This window comes from Kangiella spongicola, from assembly GCF_003194565.2.
Lineage (GTDB): Bacteria > Pseudomonadota > Gammaproteobacteria > Enterobacterales > Kangiellaceae > Kangiella > Kangiella spongicola.
In genome coordinates this window covers 581,306-599,678 of record NZ_QICH01000001.1, presented here as the reverse complement: position 1 = coordinate 599,678, position 18,373 = coordinate 581,306, and the positions used below count along the sequence as shown (strand labels likewise).

General features: G+C 45.0%; 21 protein-coding genes. 13 read left to right on the top strand and 8 right to left on the bottom strand.

The window, feature by feature from the left end; genetic code table 11:
- Positions 1 to 66 precede the first annotated feature (66 nt).
- The 7 genes from DL796_RS02615 to DL796_RS02585 all read left to right on the top strand — a co-directional run bounded on the left by DL796_RS02615 (position 67) and on the right by DL796_RS02585 (position 6,680).
- The gene (locus DL796_RS02615; protein ID WP_227592942.1) at positions 67 to 867 is read left to right on the top strand and encodes an SURF1 family protein; all 801 of its coding nucleotides are present in this window, start codon (positions 67 to 69) and stop codon (positions 865 to 867) included.
- Positions 848 to 1,450: a hypothetical protein gene (locus tag DL796_RS02610; RefSeq protein WP_110199697.1), complete on the top strand. Its 603-nt coding sequence runs from the start codon at positions 848 to 850 to the stop codon at positions 1,448 to 1,450. Before DL796_RS02615 ends, DL796_RS02610 begins: the two co-directional genes overlap by 20 nt.
- Positions 1,451 to 1,560: 110 nt before the next feature.
- Positions 1,561 to 2,655: a COX15/CtaA family protein gene (locus tag DL796_RS02605; protein WP_110199695.1), complete on the top strand. Its 1,095-nt coding sequence runs from the start codon at positions 1,561 to 1,563 to the stop codon at positions 2,653 to 2,655.
- Positions 2,645 to 3,559, top strand: a complete 915-nt coding sequence (gene cyoE, locus DL796_RS02600; protein ID WP_110199693.1) for a heme o synthase — start codon at positions 2,645 to 2,647, stop codon at positions 3,557 to 3,559. The genes DL796_RS02605 and cyoE overlap by 11 nt, the downstream gene beginning before the upstream one ends.
- A gap of 23 nt (positions 3,560 to 3,582) precedes the next feature.
- Complete coding sequence (locus DL796_RS02595; RefSeq protein ID WP_110199691.1) at positions 3,583 to 4,251, top strand: SCO family protein; 669 nt, start codon at positions 3,583 to 3,585, stop codon at positions 4,249 to 4,251.
- 36 nt (positions 4,252 to 4,287) lie between these two features.
- Positions 4,288 to 5,673 (top strand): MATE family efflux transporter, encoded by a 1,386-nt coding sequence (locus tag DL796_RS02590; protein ID WP_227592941.1) that lies wholly within the window; start codon positions 4,288 to 4,290, stop codon positions 5,671 to 5,673.
- Entirely contained in the window at positions 5,670 to 6,680 is a 1,011-nt protein-coding gene (locus DL796_RS02585; RefSeq protein ID WP_110199689.1) for a glycosyltransferase family 9 protein, read from the top strand. Before DL796_RS02590 ends, DL796_RS02585 begins: the two co-directional genes overlap by 4 nt.
- A gap of 5 nt (positions 6,681 to 6,685) precedes the next feature.
- Here the strand turns inward: DL796_RS02585 and DL796_RS02580 are convergent, their stop codons facing one another.
- Positions 6,686 to 8,206, bottom strand: a complete 1,521-nt coding sequence (locus DL796_RS02580) for a lysophospholipid acyltransferase family protein (RefSeq protein ID WP_227592939.1) — start codon at positions 8,204 to 8,206, stop codon at positions 6,686 to 6,688.
- 107 nt (positions 8,207 to 8,313) lie between these two features.
- Between DL796_RS02580 and DL796_RS02575 the strand changes: the two genes are divergently transcribed.
- From DL796_RS02575 to DL796_RS02560, 4 genes are all read left to right on the top strand, one after another.
- The gene (locus DL796_RS02575) at positions 8,314 to 8,703 is read left to right on the top strand and encodes a DUF423 domain-containing protein (RefSeq protein ID WP_110199686.1); all 390 of its coding nucleotides are present in this window, start codon (positions 8,314 to 8,316) and stop codon (positions 8,701 to 8,703) included.
- Positions 8,696 to 9,211 carry a TIGR02444 family protein gene (locus tag DL796_RS02570; protein ID WP_110199684.1) on the top strand — a complete coding sequence of 172 codons (516 nt, stop codon included), beginning with the start codon at positions 8,696 to 8,698 and terminating at the stop codon, positions 9,209 to 9,211. Before DL796_RS02575 ends, DL796_RS02570 begins: the two co-directional genes overlap by 8 nt.
- A gap of 71 nt (positions 9,212 to 9,282) precedes the next feature.
- Positions 9,283 to 10,239: an FKBP-type peptidyl-prolyl cis-trans isomerase gene (fkpA, locus tag DL796_RS02565; protein WP_110199682.1), complete on the top strand. Its 957-nt coding sequence runs from the start codon at positions 9,283 to 9,285 to the stop codon at positions 10,237 to 10,239.
- 59 nt (positions 10,240 to 10,298) lie between these two features.
- Positions 10,299 to 10,625 carry a DUF962 domain-containing protein gene (locus tag DL796_RS02560; RefSeq protein WP_110199680.1) on the top strand — a complete coding sequence of 109 codons (327 nt, stop codon included), beginning with the start codon at positions 10,299 to 10,301 and terminating at the stop codon, positions 10,623 to 10,625.
- A 19-nt stretch (positions 10,626 to 10,644) separates the two neighbouring features.
- Here DL796_RS02560 and DL796_RS02555 read toward each other — a convergent pair whose 3' ends face one another.
- The 5 genes from DL796_RS02555 to DL796_RS02535 form a co-directional block, all read right to left on the bottom strand.
- Entirely contained in the window at positions 10,645 to 10,863 is a 219-nt protein-coding gene (locus DL796_RS02555) for a helix-turn-helix transcriptional regulator (protein ID WP_110199678.1), read from the bottom strand.
- A 2-nt stretch (positions 10,864 to 10,865) separates the two neighbouring features.
- Complete coding sequence (locus DL796_RS02550; protein WP_110199676.1) at positions 10,866 to 11,297, bottom strand: hypothetical protein; 432 nt, start codon at positions 11,295 to 11,297, stop codon at positions 10,866 to 10,868.
- A 170-nt stretch (positions 11,298 to 11,467) separates the two neighbouring features.
- The gene (locus tag DL796_RS02545; protein ID WP_110199674.1) at positions 11,468 to 11,767 is read right to left on the bottom strand and encodes an antibiotic biosynthesis monooxygenase family protein; all 300 of its coding nucleotides are present in this window, start codon (positions 11,765 to 11,767) and stop codon (positions 11,468 to 11,470) included.
- A 24-nt stretch (positions 11,768 to 11,791) separates the two neighbouring features.
- Positions 11,792 to 12,304: a disulfide bond formation protein B gene (locus DL796_RS02540; protein ID WP_110199672.1), complete on the bottom strand. Its 513-nt coding sequence runs from the start codon at positions 12,302 to 12,304 to the stop codon at positions 11,792 to 11,794.
- 153 nt (positions 12,305 to 12,457) lie between these two features.
- A complete protein-coding gene (locus tag DL796_RS02535) occupies positions 12,458 to 14,782 on the bottom strand; it encodes a Tex family protein (RefSeq protein ID WP_110199670.1) in 2,325 nt (774 codons plus the stop codon).
- Positions 14,783 to 14,955: 173 nt separating this feature from the next.
- Here DL796_RS02535 and ompR point away from each other — a divergent pair, with 173 nt between their 5' ends.
- A complete protein-coding gene (gene ompR / locus DL796_RS02530) occupies positions 14,956 to 15,678 on the top strand; it encodes an osmolarity response regulator transcription factor OmpR (RefSeq protein ID WP_110199668.1) in 723 nt (240 codons plus the stop codon).
- A 25-nt stretch (positions 15,679 to 15,703) separates the two neighbouring features.
- Entirely contained in the window at positions 15,704 to 17,017 is a 1,314-nt protein-coding gene (envZ, locus tag DL796_RS02525; RefSeq protein WP_110199666.1) for a two-component system sensor histidine kinase EnvZ, read from the top strand.
- Positions 17,018 to 17,019: 2 nt separating this feature from the next.
- Here the strand turns inward: envZ and hslO are convergent, their stop codons facing one another.
- Together hslO and DL796_RS02515 are read right to left on the bottom strand one after the other, a co-directional pair.
- A complete protein-coding gene (hslO, locus tag DL796_RS02520; protein WP_110199664.1) occupies positions 17,020 to 17,904 on the bottom strand; it encodes an Hsp33 family molecular chaperone HslO in 885 nt (294 codons plus the stop codon).
- Between the two features lie 48 nt (positions 17,905 to 17,952).
- The gene (locus DL796_RS02515; protein ID WP_110199662.1) at positions 17,953 to 18,333 is read right to left on the bottom strand and encodes an RNA-binding S4 domain-containing protein; all 381 of its coding nucleotides are present in this window, start codon (positions 18,331 to 18,333) and stop codon (positions 17,953 to 17,955) included.
- Between the last annotated feature and the right edge of the window lie 40 nt (positions 18,334 to 18,373).

Genomic DNA, 18,373 nt, shown 5'->3' with positions numbered 1-18,373 from the left:
AGATGGTGAGTGAAAGTGAATCTTAGGAGCCCAGCCGTTTAGCGAACAAATTACGAAGGAAGTGCTTTGCCCAAACCCTCTAAAAAACAGAAAATTTGGCAAAAACCATTATTCCAGTTGAAGCTAGGCGGGCGAGTCTTTTCGCCGAGCATAGTGCCGACGCTTGGGTTCCTGCTATTGCTTCCAGTATTATTGCGCTTAGGAGTCTGGCAGCTCGACCGTGCGGATGAGAAGCACCAATTAATTAGCGATTTAAAACAGCAGTCACAAGCCCAAGCCATACCATTAGCGAAGGCGCTGAAACAGGAAAAGCCTGACATGATGCCTGTGACGAGTGAAGGACGACTCATTCCTAACATTACTTTAGTTACCGACAATCAAACCAAAAACGGTCGCCTTGGCTATGAAGTTTATGGTCTATGGCAAGCGAAGAACGTTGATAAGCCCATCATCATTAGTCGGGGTTGGTTACCACGCAAAGATTTTTACCAAAAAGTGCCACAGATTCCTGCGTTTGAAGGTAACACAGTCGAAGGCAGCTTGTATTATTCAAAAGGGCATAATCCAGTTGTGGCGAATAATGCTGAGTGGCAACAGTTTGAAGGTGTTTGGCTTATCGGGCAGTTCGATTTTCAAACATTGGCAGAAAAAGTGAAGCAGATGGGGTATGATAGCGCCCCATTTATCATTCGCTTAAAAGCGGATGATAACAGTGAGTTTGTGCGTCAGTGGGAGTTGATAGCGAGCCCACCAGAAAAACATATCGCCTATGCAATTCAATGGTTTGCCATGGCTTTGGCCTTGGTCCTATTATTTATCATACTGAACTTGAAGCGAGTAAAGAATAATGAGTCAACAAGCAGTTGATCCAAAGCAACGAGCGCAAAATCGAAAGGTAGTATCGGGGTTAGTGTTACTCTTCGCAGCGCCAGTTATCTTAGCCTATGTCGCCCACTACATGGGGTGGTTTAAAGTTGCGACACAGAATCATGGCACCTTACTAGAAGCTCCTTATCCGCATTTTGAGCAGTTTGAATGGGCCAACGCAGACGGTGAGAAGTTACACTTTCGTGATTTTGAGACTTTGTGGTGGTGGATTTATCTGCCTCAATCAAACGAGTGTCTGGAAACTTGCGACCTTACGGTGAAGTGGCTTACGCGAAATCATCTGGCTTTAGGCAAAAATGCTGATAAATTAAAGCGTTTGGTGGTTTTTCCAAGTGACGTTAGTTATGAAGATAAAGTCGAGAATGCGGAAAAAATCATTCTCGCTAAAGGTAGTGCCGAAGGTAAGGACACTAGCCTTGAGCGTGGTAAGGTCTATCTTATGGACCCCCACGGCAATGTCTTTATGCAGTATGAGCCAGTCAATAATCAAGATGAGGCGATTGCTAGCAGTAAAGGTTTGCGTGATGATGTGCGTAAGGCAATCAAGGTTACCGGGCTTTAAGCTTTTAGAGCCAATAGCATCAAGAAGCAAATCAATAATTAAGCGAAAGTGGTGGGGTAAAAACGAGTACATAGCCCTTAATAATAAAAAATAGAGTAAGCGGGAGAGCAATGCAAAAAAGAACATTACGCCGTTTGGCGATATTTGGCTGCTTCTTAGCCCTATGCGTAATTCTATTAGGCGCATGGACACGCTTGAGTGACGCAGGACTGGGGTGTCCTGATTGGCCAGGTTGTTATGGTCATTACACAGTGCCAAGCGATGCGGAATTCATTAATGCCGCAGAATTAAAATATAATCAGAAGTTTGAAGCCGAAAAAGCTTGGCCAGAAATGATTCACCGTTACTTTGCTTCAGGCATTGGCTTGGTCATCGTGATTCTATTTATCGGCACTCTGGTGGGGCGACGCAAAGACCCCAGCATTCCGGTTTTATTACCCTCTATTTTATTGCCATTGGTTATTTTCCAAGGCCTGCTGGGCATGTGGACGGTAACATTAAAAGTTCATCCTTTTATCGTTATGGCGCATTTACTTGGTGGCTTTTCAATACTCAGCTTGCTATTCCTTTATGTGTTGCAGCTACGTCCGAAGATAGTGTCATTGTCGCAAGTGGTGGCTAAAAAATTCAAAAAGTTTGCCATGGTTGGTTTGGTTTTGGTGATTGCTCAGATTGCACTGGGTGGTTGGACTGCATCAAACTATGCAGCTACCGCATGTACCGAATTGCCATTCTGTAATAGCGGCTGGACCGATAATGCTGACTTTGCAGGCGCTTTTGATTTATGGCAAAAAGGCTTCGATTTTGATGAGTTTAAGCTTCACGAGCTGGAAAAAATGCAGGCAGATCTCGCTCATGCACGAGGGCAATCTTTTATTAACTATGAAGGTGGCGTACTTGATCATAGCGCTAAAGTCGCGATCCATGTGACCCACAGAATCGGCGCTTACCTTGTGTTTTTACTGGTAGGCCTGCTCGCAATATTGCTTATTCGTGAGCGCGATAGCGTTTTGTTGCGCCATATAGGACGTGCTGTGTTATTGATATTAATAGCGCAAATGTTACTGGGAATAAGCAACATCGTATTTGGCTTACCGCTTTACGTGGCGGTGGCACACAATGGTGGTGGTGCCATATTACTATTGGCTCTCATCACCGTGAATTTTGTCGTCAACTGGCAATTTAGGGGGAAGAATGTCAGCTGAATTAAATTATCCAAACCCGCGTCCGATTACATGGCGCGACTATTATGAGCTGACAAAACCGAAAGTGGTCTATCTATTGGTGTTTACCGCTGTGGTTGGTATGTTTTTAGCGAATGATGTGACCCAGAGTTGGTTGCCGCCTATTAATGCCCTGATCTTCGGTACTATTGGTATTGCTTTTGCTTCGGGTGCTGCTGCGGTGGTGAACCACGTGGTTGATGCGAAGATCGATACGCTTATGGCTCGAACTCAGCAACGACCGGTGGCACAAGGACGCGTAAGCTCAGGAAAGGCGATTATCTTCTCGGCGACTTTAGCGATTATCGCTATGGTGTTGTTGTGGTTTTTAGTTAATCCACTAACAGCGGTACTAACGCTTGGTGGCCTAGTCGGTTATGCCTTTGTTTATACCATGTTCTTAAAGCGTGCAACGCCACAAAATATTGTGATTGGCGGGCTTTCAGGGGCGATCCCACCATTATTGGGCTGGACTTCGGTTACAGGCAGTGCGGATCCGCATGCATGGCTGTTGGTTTTAATCATCTTTACTTGGACTCCGCCACACTTCTGGGCTCTGTCGATTCATCGTATTGAGGATTATGCAAAAGCAGAAATTCCGATGTTGCCCGTGACCCACGGTGAAGACTTCACCAAAACCTCGATTGTCTTGTACACTATCTTACTGATTTTATCGACCTTGCTGCCTTATTTGACACAGATGTCAGGTATTATTTATTTGATTGGTGCGGTCGGGCTTGGTTTGTGGTTCCTGTATTACACCATTATTTTGAAATATCGCGAAAAAGACGGCGTAGCGATGAAAACCTTTGGCGTGTCCATTGGCTACCTGACGCTATTGTTTGCGGTACTATTGATTGATCATTACGTCGATCCATTCATTTAACCGATTCTTAGGCGAGTTTGATTATGAAAAAACAACTAGGTTCTGCGCGTTTAATTATCATTCTAGTGGCGCTATTGTCATTAGTGGCGGGCGTTTTGAGTTATCAAATCCTGTTCGCAGAAAAGCGTATGGAAATTATCCGCACCTTCGATCAGGCACGCTCAGTGGATGCCTTTGAAGGCAAAGCTCATACGGGTGAGAGTTTCACTGAAACCGATTTTTTAGGTAAGTGGAGCATCGTCTTTTTTGGCTTTACGACCTGTCCCGACGTTTGCCCGACGGCGTTGAGCAATATCAACGGTATGATGAAGAACATCGAGCCAGAGTACTTAAAAGATACTCAGGTGGTTATGGTTTCGGTTGACCCAGAGCGCGACACATTAGACAAACTTGCGAAGTATGTACCTGCGTTTAACCCTGACTTTATTGGTGTAAACGCGGGGCTTGAGGAAACTCGTAAGCTCACTAAATCGATTGGCGTGAGTTTCTTTAAGGTTCCAGGTCACGACGACCCTGACAACTATTTGGTTGAGCATACCGCGCGTTGGTTCGTTATCGACCCACTAGGTCGTCGCTATGCGTATATTTCTCCTGATCAAACGCCTCAGCAGAAAGATTTAGTTAAAACAGTTTCCGAGGATTACAACATCTTGCGCGATCAGGCGGGCGACATTCACGCCGCTGGCCGCTAGACTGAAAGTCCTTGTCACAACCGTTAAGGGCACATTGTGAGCATATGGTCGCTACGCGACATTAAGCATGATTTAGGCGACAAGCAGCAACACAGAAGTACTTGGCGTATCGCTGCGCCGATGTTGTTGTCGAATATGACGGTACCGTTAGTTGGTCTTGTCGATTCTGCGGTTATGGGGCATTTGCCAGAGCCTTATCATTTAGCAGCCGTTGGCCTTGGCGCGGCCTTGTTTACCTTTATCGTCTGGACCATGGGCTTTTTGCGAATGATTACCACCGGCCTAGTGGCGCAGGCTTATGGTGCCGGTAATCATTACGATATTCGCCAGTGGCTCTACCTGTCTTCAATTCTCGCCTTATCGGTGGCGCTGGTCACCTTAGTATTTAATCCCTGGATTATTGATGCTATTTTGTGGTGGGTCGATGGGTCGAGCGAAGTCGAGCAGGGCGTCTTAACCTATTGGAATACCCGTATTTGGGGCTTGCCCTTTACACTTTTGAATGCGGTGATGATTGGCTGGTTTATCGGCATGCAAAATGCCCGTATTCCTTTTGTGATGTTGCTTATCATCAACTTGTGTAACGTGGTTTTAGACTTGGTTTTTGTCTTAGGACTAGGCATGACCGTTGATGGCGTCGCCATTGCCAGCGTTATATCTGAAATCCTCGGTTTTATTTATGCAGCGATTTGTCTAAAGAAATTGCTCAGCGAGCACCCCATAACTGAAAAGTTACAATTAGCATGGTTAAAGCTTCGTAGGTTGCTCGGATTAAATGGCGACCTGTTGCTAAGAACCCTATCACTGGAGTTAGTGTTTTTTACCGTACACGCGCGCGGAGCCGAGCTTGGCAACGAAGTGATGGCGGTCAACGCTGTCCTACTTAACTTCTTATTAGTTATTTCAAATGGACTCGATGGCTTTGCCAATGCGGTAGAGGCACAAGTGGGGCGCGCATTAGGGCGAAATAAGTGGCAGGATTTCCGCGCCAGCGTTAATGTCGGCGGCTTTTGGTCGATAGTTACAAGTGTCCTTTTCTGCTTAGTCTTTTTATTGTTTACCGAAACTTTTATCGGCTGGGTCACTGATATCGAAGCCGTGAGACAGCAAGCAGAGCCCTATCATATTTATATTATTATTATCCCACTGGTCGCTATTTGGGGCTTTTGGTTGGACGGTATTTTCATCGGGGCATCGGCCATAAAAACCATGCGTAACTCCATGATATTAGCTGTATTTGTGGGTTTTATTCCGCTGTATTTCTTAACTAAAGATTTTGGCAATCATGGACTCTGGTGGGCCTTTATCGCCTTCCTTGGTATGCGAGCGATAACCTCTTTCTGGTTCCTGCGTCGCGGCATTCTAGCGGGTCGATACATTCCGCTAGAAACCATTAACCAGTTTGTCAGGAGCCGTGGATGAATATTTTACTGGTAAGGTTATCAGCTATTGGCGATTGCACCCTCGTTTTGCCAGTGGTTCGAGCAATTCTGGAACAAAAGCCTGAGGCGACGCTTACTTGGTTAATAGGAAAAGATGCTTACCAGCTACTCAAAAATTCGGCACATCCCCGTTTAAAGTTTATTGCCATTGATAAGCCTAGAACATTAACCGATTATCGTTCGCTTAAGCGCAAACTTGGTGAATCTTTCGATGTTTTGTTGGCAATGCAGGCCAGCACTCGTGCCAACTTGATTTACCCTATGGTGAAAGCAAGGCGAAAAATAGGCTTCGATAACACGCGTGCTAGAGAGCTACAGTGGATTTTTACCAATGAGGCAATCGACTTTAAGAATGAGCATTTGCACGATAGCTTTTGCCAATTTGCACAAAAACTCGGTGTGGACACTGATGATCTGGACTGGAGAATCAGTCTATCCGAAGACCACAAAAAGTTTAATCTCCCACAGCGCTATATAGCAATTAACCCTGCCGCTAGCAAACTCGAAAGAAGCTGGTCGGAGCAAAGGTATGTCGATGTCATTGAGTATTGTGCTGATAAATATAACTTGCCGACTGTCTTAACTGGAGGGCCAGCTCACTCTGAGCTAGAGCTGGCTCATGAAATTAGCAGCCAGTGTTCAACACAAGTTATAAATTTAGTGGGCAAAACAAGTTTGCAGCAGTTGGCGGCTACTTTGGATGATGCCCTCCTTTGCATTGCACCGGATACAGGGCCTGCTCATATCGCCAATGCAATGGCGACACCTGTGATTGGACTCTATGCAGTGGCACCCAGTCGTCTGTCTGGGCCCTATTTGTTCCGCGACCTAACCATTGATAAGTTCGAGTTAGCAGTTGAAACCTTGCTGAAGAAAGATCCTAAACAGGTGCCATGGCGAACCCGAGTTCATGATCGACAAGCGATGGAATTAATCACTGTAAGTGACGTCATAGAAAAAATTAAGCAAGTGCTCGCTAACTTTTAACCCTTCTACTTAGAAGGGCTATCAACCTCGTTGAGTCGATTCAACTGATATTGTTCACGGAATAGTTGTTGGCTGGTGTCGTCCTGTTCGATAAAGCCAATGGCGTTGATAAAGGCCACAATATCCTTTTCTCTCAAGCTCTCTTTGATTTCTCGATGATAGAATTCGCAGTTACGTGGATTCAGTAGAATAGGGCTACCGTTTGGTAGCAGTTGAATGTTAGCTTCTCGAATGTCACCGAGGCGAATCCCTTCGTTATGCAGCTGTGCTAACCAGTTACCTAAAACGATCGCCGTCGGGTGGCGACGGCTTTGTGGAATATGATGTAGAGCCACGCCCGGTGCTTCTTGGTAGCGGATCATATAGGCATTGCGCTCGGAACAATAAGTAAATTCTTTCGGCGATATGGTGTAAAAGCCGCGAAAAGTGAGCATGGCGCACTTATCAAGCATAGTACGTAGCTCTTTTCGGGTTAAATCAACCCCTAAGCTGGTGCCGCGGTAGAACACATTGAGTAGCTGTCCATCTACAGTGCGCACCAATTTTGGCATACCATCGCTTCTCGATAGGATTTTACCGGAATAAAGGGCGCCATCGTGTTGTTTACTGTCGATGAGCTTTAGCTTTGGTGGCTTTTGGAAGTAGATACTGCGCTGACCCTCGGGTAAGGTTTTAAAGCGGCGGTGTACCCAATAATACTGCTCTGGCGCTTGCATGATACAAGCTTCGAGGATCTTATTGGTCATGGTGCAGTCGATATAATCATCGCCGGTGAACTCAATCTCAGGCAAAACCTCGACTTTCATCACTCCTTTGTCGTCTTTGTGATAACTAACGGGTAAAACTTTAGCTTTTCCTAGCTTTGCGATACGTTGTGGCGAGGTTAGGGTGCAGGCTGGATTACCAAAGAAAGGGGCAAATTCGGTGCTATGGCGACCCATATCTTGATCTGGCATGAGCCATAATCCTTCACCACTTTTTAGCCACTTGCCAATAGAGCGAATATCATTGCGCCCCATGGTTTTGCTGCGGTTATTACGACCAGCTTGGATATGACCATCAAGCACTGGGTTTTTATTGGGGCGATAAAAGGCGGCAAAATCTAAATACCGCGCCATGATGGCGCCGGCGAGCTCAAGGCTTGTAGTGTGATAGCCTAAAAATAGGATTCCTTGACCACTTTCTTTAGCTTTTTGATAATGCTCTAAGCCTTTAATCTCATGATACTTTTCGAGCTTCTTAAAGGGTTTATACCAGGCCAGGGCTAACTCAGCGAAGCCTTCGCCTAATGCTAAAAAGTGTTTTTTAGTCATCTCTTGGCGCTGGTTAAAGTCTTTTTTACTAAAACAATAACGCAGGTTAGCTTCGACAATCAGGCGTCGGCTCTTGATACGATAAAGTAAACGTCCCAATAAACGACCGGTGGCTAGAACCACTGGATAGGGAAGTTTGGCAAATAACTTGAGGAGGCCGAATGCAAAGCCTAAGCCGATGCGCGAGCTGAGTGAACCTTTAGCGTTTGACAAAATAGGTAAAAAGTTAGTGTTTTCGCTATTTTACCGCGTAAGATGGCAATTACAACGACTGTAATTTTTGTCATAATGCGAGTCACTTTAAAACACTAGACACCATCATGAAAAAGAACTTTTTGCTACATGGCGCTATGTTCATGGCGTTAGCGGTGGCATTGGGGGCGATTGGTTCCCACGCGCTATCAAGTAAGCTCACCGAGAAATCGATGTACCTGTTTAACCTTGGAGTTAATTATCAGGTTTATCATGCGATTGGCTTACTAGCGATAGGCATTATTTTTGCGCAATTCCCTAACAAAAAGACTCTATTTTCGGGGTGGATGATGTTCGCGGGCATTGTCGGCTTTAGTGGTGGTTTATATTTTTACGCGATCACGCAGGAAGAGTGGGTAAGAAGTATCATTCCGGTAGGTGGTGTCTTGCTTATTTCGAGCTGGATCGCTTTAATATGGGCAATTTTTGGGAAACAAGAAAAAGTAAACCATGAGTAACCTGGATTTAGTACTCGAAGAAAAAAACATATCGGCCGCGGACTGGGCTGATGAATTTTGGGATTGGACCTGTGTGGTCTATGCCGATGGTGAAGTGCAGACGCTGTGTTTAGCCATGCAAAATCGTTTTAACTGCAACGTAAACTTCCTATTATTAGCTATCTGGCTAGGGCAACGAAACTACCTCATATCCAAAACCGGCTGGCGCCTAATCGGAAAGCGCACTGAAGCCATACGCGCAGGAGTCGATAAATTGCGCCAACGCAGGCGTAAAATCAAGCTTACCGACCGCAAAAAGTATGAGGAACTGCTACAGCTTGAATTAAAAGGCGAAAACCTTGTTCAATCTAAAGCAGTAGAAACTTTACTAGGATTTAACAATTCAATTCTTGAAAAAAATACCGTTGAGCCTAATCTAATTGCTTATGTTCGCGCCATGAACGGTAGCGAGGAAGCGGAGCAAGACGCCATAACGCTTGGTGCTCTGGTTCAAAAGTTGAGTGATTAGATTCGCAATTTTAAGAATTCTATGCAGAATATGATGTCTTAATAATTAATTAACCATTTGGGGAATCGTCAATGACACAATTAACGATCAAGAAAACAGCAGTAGCACTTGCTTTAGTCGGTGCATTAGCTGCCTGTGATACCGGTGAGAAAGCCGATAAATCAGGTGATTCAAAAGTTGAAGCCACAAAAACTGAATTTAAAGATATGCACGAGAAAGCTGCCTACTCTATGGGCGTGCAATTCTCTAAGCAAATGTCGGCAAACTTTGATTCATTAAAAGAGTACGACATTACCATCAACAAAGAGCTTGTTGTTAAAGGCATGAGCGATGGCTTTGCGGGTAATGCACAATTTAATGACGAAGAAGTTAAAGAAAATATTAATGCGTTCCAAAACGACCTAAACGAGAAGATTAAGCAACAGCAAGCTGAGCTCGAAGCCGAAGCCAAGAAAGCTGCTGAAGAGAATCTGAAGAAAGGTCAAGAGTTCCAAGCTGAGTACGCTGAGAAAGAAGGCGTAACTAAAACAGAATCAGGCTTAATGTACCGTGTAATCGAAGATGCAGAAGGTACAGAAAGCCCAACAGCAGAAGACGCAGTGCGTGTTCACTATCGTGGTACCTTCATCGATGGTAAAGAGTTTGATAGTTCATACAGCCGTAACAAACCTATCGACTTCAACTTAAATGGCGTAATTCCAGGTTGGACGGAAGGTCTTCAGTACATGACTGTTGGCGATAAATATCAGTTTGTTATTCCAGCTGATTTAGCTTATGGCGAGAATGATCGTGCACAAATCCCTGGTAACTCAACATTGATCTTTGACGTAGAGTTACTAGCCATAAACCCAACCGAACCATACAAAGCACCGGAAACGGAAGCCTCTGTAGAAGAGAAGGTTGAAGCTGCGGCGGAAGCGGTTGAAGAAAAGGCGAGCGAAGCAGCCGCAGAGGCGAAAGCAGAGCTTAATGAGCTAAAAGACAAAGCTGAAGAAGAGGTTGAGGAAGCTACTGCTGACGATCAGTAGTCGCCAACTTAGTACCTCAAGTGATAACTAGCTTGCGATAAATAAGTTGTTATAAAGTAATGGCTAAGAAAGAAATCACAAGTTTCTCAGAGTTTTGGCCTTATTATCTGGGCGAGCACCGCTTGCCCAGAAACCGCATCCTGCATTATATCGGAACCTTCCTTTCAATTACCTTGTTGATTTGGCTGATCCTTGCACAAAAGTGGTGGTTACTGCCTCTAGTGCTGATCGCGGGTTATGGCCCTGCATGGATTGGACACTTCTTCATTGAGAAAAACAGGCCTGCAACATTTACCTACCCCTTTTGGTCGTTAGCGGCAGATTATAAAATGTTTTATTACGCTTTGACTGGGCGCTTGAAGCATGAGTGGCCGAAATACTTCTGATGAGCTTCTCCTTCCATAACTAAGACTCTTCATAAGTAAAAATTTCGTTTAACGACTTACCAAAGATCTTGGAAATTTTAAAAGCGACCTCTAGCGACGGCGAATATTTACGTTGTTCAATCGCCGCCACCGTTTGCCGCGTTACGCCTAGTTGCTCGGCTAATTCCTGCTGGGTCATCTCGCCGGTTAAAAAGCGTAAGGTCTTGATATTGTTGTCAATTGGTATTTGCTTCGCCATGACTATACTCCACGGCGGAATAAAATCAGTTGTGAGGCATAATTGACGATTTCAGCCACCACAAAAATAATAAAAACAAAATATATGCTTAGGAAAGGGATCTGAAAAATCATGCTAATCAGAAGATAACCAATCAGACAAAACCCAAGTAGGTGGCTAGAGTAATAATTCGACTTGAGCACTATCAAGCGCTCGCGTTCGTCGCTATCAGCATTAGCTTCTTTGTTGTTTCTTGCGGCAACCACAGAATGACCAATTATTTCTATCAGAATAAAAATTACTAAAGCAACCCAGAGCGGTTTGACTACTAAGATAGATTCTTCAAAGCCGCTAAAGAATGGCCATATAGTGGCTAGCGTGAATATTAATAAGAGGCTTAAAGCCGTGATATGAATGAACGCACTTTTTTCTGAAAAGGTTAAATCCTTGAGCATGGAATGACTCCTTAAGTAACAAAGTTTAACTCTATGTTAATAATATTTAACCTAAAGTCAATATATATTTACTTAGGGCACTGCAACAGAAATGCTCTGGGGATCAAAAAAGCCGCTTAGAATTTGCTCTAAGCGGCTTTGTATATGGTACTAACTAGTTGAAATTAAAACTAATCTTTCTTGAGGCTAGTTGCTTCTAACACCATCACTTTTTCATCAGAGTCTAGTAGCGGGCGCATGGCATCGAGCAAATCTTGTCGCTCTTCAGATTCAGCCCAAACCTCCCACGTTTCAAAAGAATCCCAGCAAGACATAACGATTACTTGGCGAGGTTGATCTTTCACATGAAAGATTTCACCCGATAAAAAGCCAGGTAAGTTACTCGCTTTGTTCTTAGCTTGGCGAATGAGTGCATGATAGTCATCGAGCTTACCATCGAGAATGTTACGCTCAATAATAATACGAACCATTGGGACACCTAATAAAGTAGAAAGTTAAAATGGTTTTGGTTTTTGGAAAGACCTAACAAGTCTAAATCCAATGACCAAAGTTGCAATGATAAAAATAACAAGCATCCATTCAGGCATGGAAAGTCCTAAGAAGTTCCAACTAACCTTTGCGCATTCACCGTCTCCAGACAGTACCGTTTGGATAACTTGGGTAAATGGCAATACATCCATCAAGGTTTCTAGCGGCGCACCACAAGCGGGCACTTCATCCTCAGGCAGGTGCTGTAAGTACACATGGCGACCGGCCACGATAATGCCACCGATAGCAGGGAGTAGTGCTAGAATTTGGTAGATCCTATTGGCCCAGGAGTGAATGCTGGGGTTGTGGATTGCGTTTAGCAGTAAAATTGCGCCAAGGGCAACCACCATCACTCTTTGGAAAATACATAAAGGACAAGGTTCTAGGCCGTCAACGTACTGAAAGTACAGGGCCGTAATGATAAGCTGGTAGCAGATAAATGCGCCAAAAAAGTTCCAGCCACGATTATTTAAATTCATTAGTTTAGACTCTTTCACAGGCTCAGTTTGAGCAAGCAATTTAGCGCACACTACATGGACTTGATAAAAAGTGCAAGTGTTAGCGCCCTGCAGGGGCTTGCCGAAGGCTTGAGCAGGGGCTATCAGCGCAATCCTGCTCTAACATTCGAGTGACTAATTCTTCTTTAATGCCGCAGAAAGTGCGTCTGCAAAAGCGCCTTGAGGTTGTTTCTGCGGTTTTTTCTTGGCCGGTTTGTGCTGTCCTGATTTTTTGTGTTGCGTTGGAGCGCTCGACTTAGCTTGGCTCTCTGTGTTTGGACCAATCATAGACAAGCTGATGCGTTTTCTTTGTAAATCAACATCATTAACCCAGACGCGAACAATGTCACCAGCCTTCACCACTTCACTTGGGTCTTTGATGAACTTGTTTGCCATCACCGATAGATGCACAAGACCGTCTTGGTGTACGCCAACATCAACGAAAGCACCAAAAGCGGTAACGTTAGTGACGACACCCTCAAGCTCCATATTGACCTTTAGATCCTTAAGTGTCTCTACACCGTCTTTATATTGCACCATACGAAACTCTGGGCGAGGGTCGCGTCCTGGCTTATCGAGCTCTTTAATAATATCGTTAATAGTATGCTCGCCAAATTGCTCATCGGTGTAGTTTTCTGGCTTGATCTGTTTCAAGTGCTTGTCGTTACCAATTAACTGGTGGACATCTTGTAATTGCAGATCTTTGATAATCTTTTCAACGATTGGGTAAGTTTCAGGGTGCACGCCAGAGCTGTCTAGAGCGTTATCACCATCGGTGATACGCAAGAAACCTGCCGCTTGCTCAAAAGTCTTAGGACCCATGCGGTCAACTTCTAATAATTGCTGACGCGAGCTGAAGCGGCCGTTTTCATTTCGCCAGTTATAAATATTCTGCGCTAAGGTTTTGCTTAAACCAGAAACTCGAGTTAACAAAGGAACAGACGCCATATTCAAGTCAACGCCAACGGCGTTTACACAGTCCTCGACCACGCCATCTAGGCTTTTGGCTAATTGGCTTTGGCTGACGTCGTGTTGGTATTGGCCTACACCAATGGATTTAGGCTCGATTTTAACTAGCTCTGCGAGCGGATCTTGTAAACGACGAGCGATGGAAACGGCGCCACGATAGCTAACGTCCAGATCGGGGAATTCTTTAGCCGCTAACTCAGAAGCGGAATAAACCGATGCACCAGCTTCGCTGACCATAATTTTCTGTAGTTTAAGCTGTGGCGCTTTTTTCATCAGCTCAGCCACTAACTTGTCAGTCTCACGCGAAGCAGTTCCGTTACCGATACTAATAAGTTCCACTTTGTGCATTTCACACATGGTTTCAAGCTTACGCAGTGACTGATCCCATTGCTTTTGTGGCGCATGTGGGAATATGGTGCTGTGCGCAAGTAGTTTACCCGTATCATCGACGATCACTGATTTAACGCCCGTACGTAAACCAGGATCGAGGCCCATGGTGGTTTTAGCACCAGCTGGCGCCGCCATTAATAGGTCGTTGAGGTTTTTAGCAAAAATCCGAATGGCTTCGGCTTCACCTTGCTCACGAACCTTAGTTAATAACTCGGTTTCCATGTAAAGATGAAGTTTAATTTTCCAAGTCCACAGAACCACTTGCTGTAACCACTTGTCCGCTGGGCGACCCTGATCTTGGATATTGAAATGTTGCGCAATGGTACCTACGCAAGGATCAGCGCCGTCTTCGTCTTCAATCAGCTTCTTGTTCGACACCATCTGTAGCGACAAGATGCCTTCGTTACGGCCACGCAGCAGCGCTAAAATTCGGTGCGAAGGAATCGCGTTGAAAGCTTCGTTGTGGTCGAAATAGTCTGAGTATTTAAGGCCTTCTTGCTCTTTACCTTCAACCACTTTGGCTTGGATATAAGCGTTTTCCCATAAGTATTCACGCAATTGCTTGAGTAAATCGGCATTTTCCGCAAACTCTTCCATCAAAATCTGACGCGCGCCATCTAGCGCATCTTTAGTGGTGGCGATGTTTTTGTCTTTATCGTCAAATTCGTTCAAGTATTTTTCTGCTTCTTGCTCAGGATCAAGCGTAGGATCTTGCCATAAGGCGTGTGCCAAAGGTTCTAAACCTGCTTCTCGAGCGATTTGAGCTTTGGTACGTCGCTTAGGCTTATAAGGAAGGTATAAGTCTTCCAGTTCGCTTTTGGTGTCGGCGCTTTTGATGGCCTTTTCCAACTCTGGCGTGAGCTTTTCCTGCTCCTCAATACTTTTTAAGATGGCGCTACGGCGATCTTCTAACTCGCGCAAATAGCCCAGTCGCTGCTCTAAATCACGAAGTTGGGTATCGTCTAATGCACCAGTAACTTCTTTACGGTAACGCGCAATAAACGGTACGGTTGAGCCTTCATCGAGAAGCTTGACGGCCGCTTCAACTTGTTGAGGGCGGACATTAAGCTCTTGAGCAATTTGCTGGTTAATTTGTAACATCTTATTTTCGTGTATTGGGAAAAATATGGCGTCATAGTATAGTGCTTGTGGAAATATGAAAAAAGTCTAAATTCGACATTCCGTGGTTATTATCAGCAAATTGTCATATTTAGTGCTTATTGATAAAAAAACGTGACTTATTTGATATGTGATTGGTAAGGATGGGGAAGACCATGACTGAGGAAACACCGAAAATATTAGTGGTTGATGATGATGTGCGTTTACGCAGCTTGCTTGAGCGCTATTTGAAGGAGCAGGATTTTATCGTTCGTACGGTCGAAAGTGCCGAACAAATGGATCGCTTCTTAGAGCGCGAAAATTATCATCTTATGGTTTTAGACCTGATGTTGCCGGGCGAAGACGGTTTGTCGATTTGTCGTCGTTTACGCTCGAATAATAACCCGATCCCGATCATCATGTTGACGGCCAAAGGCGACGAAGTCGATCGAATTGTTGGTCTTGAAGTCGGGGCTGATGATTATTTAGCCAAACCTTTTAACCCACGTGAATTACTAGCCCGTATTCGTGCTGTTTTAAGACGTCAGGCAAAGCATATCCCAGGCGCGCCGAGTAACTCTGAATCAATCGTAAGCTTTGGTCGCTTTACGCTTAACCTTGCGACGCGTGAGATGACGGATGATGGTAAGTCGATATCTTTGACCAGTGGTGAGTTTGCGGTTCTAAAGTCTTTAGTCGAGCATCAACGCCAACCTTTGTCACGCGATAAACTGATGAACCTTGCTCGTGGTCGTGACTATTCGGCGCTAGAGCGTAGTATTGATGTGCAGGTATCGCGCTTGCGTCGATTGATTGAAGAAGACCCGGCGCACCCGCGTTATATTCAAACCGTTTGGGGCGTGGGTTATGTTTTCGTTCCTGATGGAGGCGAAGCTTAAGCTTTGCTAACCGCCCTTTAAGCCTATGCGAATTTTACCCAACAGTGCCTTTGGACGAATTGCCTTATTGGTCGGCGTACTATTGCTGATTAACCAATGGGTCTCTTATTTGTCGATATCCTGGTACGTTGCTCAGCCTTCGATGAAACAGCTGGTTCAGTTGTTGGCGTCAGACGTTAAGACGGCCATGAGCATGCAGGATCTAGAGATTGAGGGGAAAATGAGCAATGAGGTGCGCCTTGAAATCATGGACGATCAGCGTATCCAAATGGTTTCGACGCGTATGGGCGATCCCAAACAATTACGCGAGGCCAGGCTCTACACGGTACTGACTTCGCAGCTGGCGGATAGCTTAGGTGTGCCAGAAGAGAGCACAGAGATGCGCGTTGAAGAGTCGGATAAAATCTATTATTGGATTAAGTCACCGAAACATAACAACGTCTGGTTCCGTATTGCGATGGAGCCCTTCGAAGGCTTCTATATTCACCCGCCAATTGTATATTTTACGGCAATCCTGCTGCTCAGTTTATTAGGTGGCTGGATCTTCACTAAACAAATCAGTCGTCCTTTGAGGCGTCTAGAGTTTGCGGCCAGAGAAATCGGGCGCGGTGATAACCCCGGCCAACTAAAAGAAGAAGGCTTAGAGGAAATGGTTACTGTGACTCGGGCTTTTAACCAGATGGCGCGAAACGTACAGCAGCTCGAAGAAGATCGGACATTGTTACTGGCCGGTGTGTCTCATGATTTGCGCACCCCTTTGACTCGTATTCGTTTAGCTACTGAGTTTATGGGCGAAGACGAAGCAGAAGTAAGAGAAGGCATCGTACGAGATACAGAGGATATGGATCAGATTATCGATCAGTTTATCTCTTTTGTCCGTGATGGTCGTGATGAGCGCGATCAAGTGGGCGATCTAAACGCCCTAGTCGAAGACTGTATCAAGTCAGCTCGAATACAAACCCAAGATATCAGTTATGAGTTTGATCAGTTGCCACCATTACCTTTTAAGCCGATGGCAATGAAGCGCTTGGTGACGAACCTTATTATGAATGGTCTAAAATACGCTGGAGCCCCATTAGAAGTAAAAACTTCGGTAGTCGGGAATAGCGTAAGAGTTTCAGTGTTTGATCAAGGCCCTGGCATCGACGAAAAAGAAATGGAGCGTTTGTTCCAGCCATTCTCGCGCGGTAATAGTGCGCGTAGTGGTGGTGGATCTGGCTTGGGACTAGCTATTGTTCAGAGAATTGCTGAGTTACACCGCGGCAAAGTATCGCTTCATAATCGTAAAGAAGGCGGACTTGAAGCCCGCCTAGAATTTCCAATTAGAAGCAAGGTATAAGCTTAGTTAATACTGTCGCTTGAGGCGCTATTGCTTAAAAAAGTCATAATATCTTGCTCGGTGAAGATTTCTTTCTTATTACAGAAGTCACAAGCGAGCTCAAGCTGACCGCCACTGTCTTGCACCATTTCAATAAGCTCTTTCGGCTCGATAGTTCCAAGCGCTTTTTCATTCCGCTCACGAGAACAAACGCATTGAAATTGAAGCGATTTTTCAGGATATAGCACCACTTCATCTTGGTGGAACAATCTGTAGAGCAAGTCCTGGTGGTTTAATCCCAAAGCTTCTTCTGCGCTTAAGGTTTCGGCTAAGGCCTTAACATGATCAAAGGCTTTTGACTTTTCTTCGGCGCTAACATCTTGTTGTAAGTTGCCCGGTAATACCTGTAAAAATAAGCCAAATACTTTGCTGTCGCTGACAAACAGCTGAATATGGGTGGGCAGTTGCTCAGAGCGCTCAAAATAATCCTGCAAACACTCAGCAAGCTCTGGGCTTTCTAGGGGCACCACGCCTTGATAGCGTTTACCTTGCTCTGGTTCAATGGTAATCGCCATCTGACCGTTTTGTGTCCATTGCTGAAAATCCAATTGCTCCGTTGCTTGTTCTGCATTAATTTTTGCCAAGCCGCGCAGGTCGCCCTTGTGAGTACACTCTGTCAGCAGCAGCTTAACGGCTGACTGGCTTTGTAGTTGTAGTGCAACTTTACCTTCGATCTTGATCATTTCAGCTAATAAGGCATTGGCTGCCAAAGCTTGACCCAACAATTGGCGCTGTGCCTCTGGGTATTGGTGTTGCTCGACAATAGTTTGGTAACTGTTTTCAAGAGTTACTATCTCGCCGCGTATTGGCAGCTGTGAAAATGTGAATCTTTGAATCGAGTCTGACATATAAAAATCCGCTGTGTGTCTGTTGAATTCTCTGTATAGGCTGATGGCTTAGCTATTTTCGCGCTTAAAGCGGTGAATCTGGCGACGCTGGCGCTTATCGGGTTTACCCTCAGTCTTAGGCATGGACTGCCTTTGTAAAGCCAAGGTTTCACGATTTTTAATGCTTTCAGCCGTTTCTTGATAAAGTTCCTGAGCTATTTTAGCAGGTCCTCTTTTGTCGGATAAGCTTTGGACGATGACGGTTTTTTCGTGAGAGCCTTGGCGTATTTTTAAGCTCATACCCACAGTAACTGCGCGACTGGCTTTACCTTTTACTCCATCACAATGGACTTTACCGCCATCGATAGCGTCTTTGGCGATAGATCGAGTCTTGAAGAATCGGGCTGCCCATAACCACTTGTCCAACCTCACAGAATTGTCAGTTGTCATCTTGAACCTTACTTATCTTTACAGTATCTTGTCTTGCTTT